Source organism: Streptomyces sp. (assembly GCF_035563135.1).
Taxonomy (GTDB): domain Bacteria; phylum Actinomycetota; class Actinomycetes; order Streptomycetales; family Streptomycetaceae; genus Streptomyces.
Genome location: NZ_DATMVN010000463.1, coordinates 1 through 6151, shown reverse-complemented (window position 1 = coordinate 6151; position 6151 = coordinate 1). Strand labels below are relative to the sequence as shown.

At 70.9% G+C, this 6151-nt stretch carries 6 protein-coding genes; 3 read left to right on the top strand and 3 right to left on the bottom strand.

Going from position 1 to position 6151, the window contains the following annotated elements; all coding sequences use genetic code 11:
• Positions 1-106: 106 nt before the first annotated feature.
• From VN520_RS20615 to VN520_RS20605, 3 genes are all read right to left on the bottom strand, one after another.
• Positions 107-1972, bottom strand: a complete 1866-nt coding sequence (locus VN520_RS20615) for a PQQ-binding-like beta-propeller repeat protein (RefSeq protein ID WP_325748408.1) — start codon at positions 1970-1972, stop codon at positions 107-109.
• A 334-nt stretch (positions 1973-2306) separates the two neighbouring features.
• Entirely contained in the window at positions 2307-2795 is a 489-nt protein-coding gene (locus VN520_RS20610) for a hypothetical protein (RefSeq protein ID WP_325748407.1), read from the bottom strand.
• A gap of 400 nt (positions 2796-3195) precedes the next feature.
• Complete coding sequence (locus VN520_RS20605) at positions 3196-5013, bottom strand: ABC-F family ATP-binding cassette domain-containing protein (RefSeq protein WP_325748406.1); 1818 nt, start codon at positions 5011-5013, stop codon at positions 3196-3198.
• A gap of 147 nt (positions 5014-5160) precedes the next feature.
• On the opposite strand from VN520_RS20605, the gene VN520_RS20600 reads away from it, so the two are divergent.
• From VN520_RS20600 to VN520_RS20590, 3 genes are all read left to right on the top strand, one after another.
• Positions 5161-5796, top strand: a complete 636-nt coding sequence (locus VN520_RS20600) for a lipoprotein (RefSeq protein ID WP_325748405.1) — start codon at positions 5161-5163, stop codon at positions 5794-5796.
• A 46-nt stretch (positions 5797-5842) separates the two neighbouring features.
• Entirely contained in the window at positions 5843-5986 is a 144-nt protein-coding gene (locus VN520_RS20595) for a type II toxin-antitoxin system Phd/YefM family antitoxin (protein WP_414719895.1), read from the top strand.
• The coding region (locus VN520_RS20590) for a type II toxin-antitoxin system YoeB family toxin (protein ID WP_325748409.1) at positions 5983-6151 on the top strand (169 nt) is incomplete at its 3' end. The genes VN520_RS20595 and VN520_RS20590, both read left to right, overlap by 4 nt.

Below are 6151 nucleotides of genomic sequence, written 5' to 3'. Positions count from 1 at the left end.
GAATCCGCCCTGGGGCGGTTCGTTGGGCGGCTGGGGCGGCTGGGTCATGGCGTACGTACCTCTGCGGAGTCTGGGGGGAGGGGGCTGCGGTTGCCGGTGTCGGCCGTTACTTGCCGAAGGCCATCATGGTCGTCTGCTTTTTCTCTTCCTCGTCGCTGCCGGCACTGACGCGGTCGCTGACGACGAAGGACCGGCCACCCGCGTAGAGGGTCTTGGAGGAGAAGAAGTTCTCGATCCGGGTCGTCGAGTCCGGGTGCTGGAGCAGCACCTCGGGCGCGCCTCCGGTGGGTGCGATCGTCGCGATCGCCCCGCCCTTGTCGTACGAGGGCTCCAGGTAGACCAGGACGTTGCCGCCCTCCATGCGCAGCGGCTTCATGGTGCGCTCGGCGGGGGCCGCGGACTTCCACTTGGTCTTGCCGGTGTTCAGGTCGAACGCGATGACCTTGTTGGTGCGGCCGGTGCCGCTGGTGTCGTCCTCGGTCATCATGTAGAAGGTGTTGGCGTCGGCGGCCAGACCGCTGCAGCCTTCGAGCTGCTGGCCGAAGATCGCGAAGTCGTGTCCGCAGTCGACGGCCAGCTTGTCCCCGCTGTCACTGACCAGCTGGGAACGGAGTGTTCCGTTCTCCTTGAGCGCGAGGATGCCCCACTTCTTCTCCTCGCGCTGGGTCAGCGAGACGACCAGGGGGCTCACCGAGTACACCTTGTCGATCTCCCAGCCGCGCTCGGGCCGGTACGTCCACTTGGCTTTCCCGGTGACCGGGTCGACCTCCTGGATCTGGTGCTGCGGATTGTCCACGTCGTCGGTGCGGCAGCCGGCCGCGGCGATCAGCTTGGGGCCACCGGCGAAGGCGAACGGCTGGCAGTCGCCGGACGGCTTGCCGAACAGCTCGGTCCCGTCGCTGACCCGGTAGGCGTTGGAGTTGCTGGTACGGCCGACGGTCACGGTGTCACCGCTGATCGCCAGACCGATGTCGGACAGCATGTCCCAGGTGCCGTTCTTCTTGACCGACTTCTTCCAGCCGGCCTTGCCGGTGTTGAGGTCGATCATCTGCAGATCGGCGCAGTCCGCCTTGTCCGTGGTCCCGTTCATCACACCGATGACGATCCTGCCGTCGGCCGTGGCCGTCCCGGGTGCCGCGCACATGTCGGCGGGCAGCGGAAGCTTCCACTTCTCCTTGCCGTCGGCCACCGAGTAACCGACGACCGACCGGTACATGCCCTTGACGAGCGTGTCCCCGACGATCCACGGGCCGTAGACGTCCGCGCCGTTGCGCGGGAGGTCGATGCCGTTCTTCGTCAGCCAGAGAACCTTCGCCTCGCCCGCCTTGCGCCCGGCGTTCAGGTCGTCGTCGGCCTCACGGCCGTCGCCCTTGCCGTCGCCCTGGTCCACGCTGGGCGAGGCGCTCGGGTCCGCGACGCCGCTGCTGGGTCCGGCGACGGGCTTCTTCTCGTCGTCGCCACCGCTCGTGGCGAAGAAGATGCCGCCGCCGACGACGAGGAGCACGGCGAGCGCCGCACCGATGACGACGGCGGGCTTGCCCTTGAAGGGGCCGCCGGGGCCACCGGGCGCGGGAGCACCGGGGTGCTGCTGCTGCGGGTATCCGTATCCGGGCTGCTGGCCGTACGGGCCGGACGGAGCGCCGTAGGGGCCGGACTGCTGGGCGTACGGGCCGGACGGGGTGCCGTAGGGGCCGGACGGAGGGCCGTAGGGGCCGGGCTGCTGCCCGTACGGGCCGGGGGCCGCCTGGCCGGGGGCCTGGGGGTAGCCGTGTCCGGGCTGTGCACCGGGGGCCTGCGGATAGCCGTAACCCGGCTGCGGCGCCCCCTGGGACGGCATCGGCGGGGGCGCGGGCGGCATCTGCGGCGGAGCGGCCGGTGGTGACTGCGGCTGGGGCGGCTGAGGAGTGCCCTGCGGTTCCTGCGGAGCCCCGAAGCCCCCCTGCGGCGGTTGCTGGCTGGGCGGCTGGGTCATCAGCACGTCCCCCTTCGTGCGGTCCGGTGCCCGGTCCGGTCTCCCCCGCGATTCCGCTGGGTTCAGAGGATCAGGTGCAGAGTTCTCTGAATTCCCCCCGGAAAGGAGCGAATCGGGCATGGCTTCCGCGGCGTTACGACAGTCGAGCGGGGCTTCTTTGTACCACCCGCACCACGCCGGACACCGGTTCGGTCCACCCCCTGTGCCCAAGGGAGGACCGGGCCGTGATGCCGTCGTTACGCACCTGCCGTGGCCTGGCGTGACCCGCTTCCCGAACCCTCCGTCAACTGGGTCCGGAAGGGGCTCATTTCATGGTGCTCCCGCAGTCCCGTCCTCACTTCCCGAAGACCAGCACGGCCGTGGCCGCCTTCTCCTCCTCGTCCTCGTCCTCGTCCTCGCTGATGCGCTCCGGGAACAGGAAGGAACGGCCGCCCTGCCAGACGGCCTTCGATTCGAAGAGCGCACTCTCGGCCCCGTCGGCCACCGCGTAGCCGGTCACCTTGCGGTACATGCCCTTGGCGACGACGTCCCCGGCGAACCAGGGGCCGTGCGTCTCCTCCCCGTACTCCGGGAGGTCGACCCCGTTCTCCGCCAGCCACGCCACTTTCGCCTCCCCCGCCTTGCGGCCCGCGTCGAGTTCGGCGGCGGTGGGTCCGGCGACGCTCCCGTCGTCGTCCTCGCCCGTCGTGGGCGAGGTGCCCGGCTCCCCGGTGTCGGCGCTCGGCCCGGCGAGGGGCTTCCTCCCGCTCCCGTCGTCGCCGGTGGCCAGCCAGATTCCGCCCCCGGCCAGGAGCAGCACGGTGAGCACGGCGCCGACGATCACGCCGGTCCTGCCCCTGAAGCGGCCGCCGCCGCCGGGCCCGCCCGGTGGCGGTGCCGTGACCGGGTGCGGTGCCGGGCGGCCGTCCCCCGGGTGCGGGGCGGTAAGGACCCGGCTGCTGGGGATACGGCGGGCTGTACGGACCCGGCGGGGCGTACGGACCCGGCTGGGCGTACGGGCCTGGCGGCCGGGGCGGGTATCCGTATCCGGGCGGTGGCTGGGGGGTCCCCGGGGGCGGGTCGTACGGCGTCCCGAAACCTTCCTGCGGTTGCGGGCCGGAAGGCTGAGTCATCGGCGGATCCCCCTCGTGCGGACATGGCCCCGCAGGGTCGCGCCGACCCGGGCGGGCCTACTTTTCCACCACCCGCCCGGGCACGGTCCGCAGGCCGGACCTGACCGCCCCTCAGGCGTCCTCGGCCAGCTCCAGCCAGCGCATCTCCAGCACGTCCCGCTCCGCGACGAGCTCCCGCAGCTCGGCGTCGAGCTCGGCCACCTTCTCGAAGTCGGTGGCGTTGTCGGCGATCTGCGCGTGCAGGGCCGTCTCCCTGGTCGACATCTTGTCGAGCTGGCGCTCCACCTTCTGGAGCTCCTTCTTCGCGGCCCGCGCCGCCTGCGGCGAGACGGTCTCGGCCGGTGCCGCCTTCGGCGCGGAGGCCCCCGCGGCGGAGGCGGGCGTGGCCGTCTCCTCCATGCGCTGCCTGCGCTCGATGTACTCGTCGATGCCGCGCGGCAGCATCCTCAGCGCCCGGTCGCCGAGGAGCGCCATCACCTTGTCGGTGGTCCGCTCGATGAAGAACCGGTCGTGCGAGATCACGATCATCGATCCGGGCCAGCCGTCGAGGAGGTCCTCCAGCTGGGTCAGGGTCTCGATGTCGAGGTCGTTGGTGGGCTCGTCGAGGAAGAGGACGTTGGGCTCGTCCATCAGCAGACGCAGGATCTGCAGCCGCCGCCGCTCACCACCGGACAGGTCACCGACCGGCGTCCACTGCTTCTCCTTGGCGAAGCCGAACTGCTCGCAGAGCTGGCCCGCCGTCATCTCGCGGCCCTTGCCGAGATCGACCCGGTCGCGCACCTGCTGGACGGCTTCGAGCACCCGGAGGTTCGGGTCGAGTTCCGCGACCTCCTGGGAGAGGTAGGCGAGCTTGACCGTCTTGCCGACGACGACCTTCCCGGCGGCCGGCTGTACGTCGCCCTGGCTGCGGGACGCCTCGGCGAGTGCCCGCAGCAGCGAGGTCTTGCCCGCGCCGTTGACGCCGACCAGGCCGACGCGGTCGCCGGGGCCGAGCTGCCAGGTGAGGTGGGTCAGCAGGGTCTTGGGACCGGCCTGGACGGTCACGTCCTCCAGGTCGAAGACGGTCTTGCCGAGCCGGGCGTTGGCGAACTTCATCAGCTCACTGGTGTCGCGCGGGGGCGGCACATCGGCGATCAGCTCGTTGGCCGCCTCGATGCGGTAGCGCGGCTTGGACGTACGGGCGGGGGCACCCCGCCGCAGCCAGGCCAGCTCCTTGCGCATCAGGTTCTGCCGCTTGGACTCCTCGGTGGCCGCGATCCGCTCCCGCTCGGCCCGCGCGAACACGTAGTCGCTGTAGCCGCCCTCGTACTCGTGGACGGTGCCCCGCTGGACGTCCCACATGCGGGTGCAGACCTGGTCCAGGAACCACCGGTCGTGGGTGACGCAGACGAGCGCGGAGCGCCGGGCCCGCAGATGTCCGGCCAGCCAGGAGATGCCCTCCACGTCGAGGTGGTTGGTGGGCTCGTCGAGCACGATCAGGTCCTGCTCGGCGATGAGCAGCTTCGCCAGCGCGATCCTGCGCCGCTCGCCGCCGGAGAGCGGGGCGATGACGGTGTCCAGGCCGTGCTCGAAACCGGGGAGGGCGAGGCCGCCGAAGAGGCCGGTCAGCACATCGCGGATCTTGGCACTGCCCGCCCACTCGTGGTCGGCGAGATCGCCGATCACCTCGTGCCGGATGGTGGCCCCGGGATCCAGCGAGTCGTGCTGGGTGAGGACACCGAGGCGCAGCCCGCCGTTGTGGGTGACCCGGCCGGTGTCCGCCTCCTCCAGCTTGGCGAGCATCCGGATGAGCGTCGTCTTGCCGTCGCCGTTGCGGCCGACGACGCCGATCCGGTCGCCCTCGGACACCCCGAGGGATACACCGTCGAGCAGGGCACGGGTGCCGTACACCTTGCTGACCTGCTCGACATTGACCAGATTGACGGCCATTTCACTCCTGCCTAGGTGGTCCCTGCGTCGGGGACCGCTCGACGTCCCAGAGTAGTCGCCGCGCGGGGTGCGATAGCGTGCGGCGATCGATCATGGGGTGTAACCCCAGGTCGGAGCGGTTCAGAACATCTCTGGGGCGGGGACTTCATGATGCGTGGCACTGGGCGTGCCGTGGTTCCGGTGATCGTGGCGGCGGTGGCACTGGCCGGCTGCTCGCCGTCCGGCGGCACGGACACCGGCGCGGGCACCGGCAAGAACGGCGACGGCGCTCCCGTGGCGGGTGCCGCGCCGGAGAAGGGCGTCACGCTGGGCACCCCCGGTTCGGCCTGCGAGCTGCCGGTGACCTTCGCCCTGGTGGCCGGCTGGGAACCGGAGGCCGTGAAGGTGGACCCGGACTCCGAGCTCGCGGAGCTGGGCCGGCAGGGCTCGGCCACGATGGTCTGCGAGATCGACGCCAAACCGGCCGGGAACATCGGCTACCTCCGGGTCTGGCAGGGCGAGGGCTCCACCGCCCCCCGCGCGGCGCTGGAGGACTTCGTGGCCGGCGACGCGAACGCGGCCGAGGCCTCCTACAAGGAGTCCGAGGCGGGCACGGTGCCCGCCGTGGAGGTCACCTACACGGTCGAGGCCGAGCTGCTGGACGAGCGGAGGACGGAACGCGCCTTCGCCGTCACGACGCCGAAGGGCCCGGTCGTGGTGCACCTGGGCGGGCTGGACCCCGCCGAGCACGAGGCGATGCTCCCGGCGTACGAGCTGGCGAGGAAGACGTTGAGGCTGGGCTGACGGGACGCACCGCCCACGGCTGTGTCCCTTGCCTCACCACCCGCCTGTGGTGATCGTGGCACTCGATGAGTACCAGTCCATGAAGGAGACGGCCTACCTGTACCGCAGCCCCGAGAACGCACGTCGCGTCCTGGCGGCGATCGATGATCTCGAGAACGGTGGCGGCACGGTGCGGGAGCTCCTCGAATGAAGTCCGTCCGGCACGAATCCGCAGGGGCGGACCACGTGTGGCGGCAGGCCCAGGACCGGAAGGTCCTCAAGCGGATCAACGCATCGCTCCAGGACATCGACCGCGACGGAAACGAAGGCATCGGCAGACCGGAGCCTCTGCGGCATGATTTCCACGGGTACTGGT

Bases quoted from the DNA above. Each gene is read 5' to 3' on its own strand.
- VN520_RS20615 (WP_325748408.1), bottom strand. From the start codon at position 1,972: ATGACCCAGCCGCCCAGCCAGCAACCGCCGCAGGGGGGCTTCGGGGCT.
- VN520_RS20605 (WP_325748406.1), bottom strand. From the start codon at position 5,013: ATGGCCGTCAATCTGGTCAATGTCGAGCAGGTCAGCAAGGTGTACGGC.
- VN520_RS20600 (WP_325748405.1), top strand. From the start codon at position 5,161: ATGATGCGTGGCACTGGGCGTGCCGTGGTTCCGGTGATCGTGGCGGCG.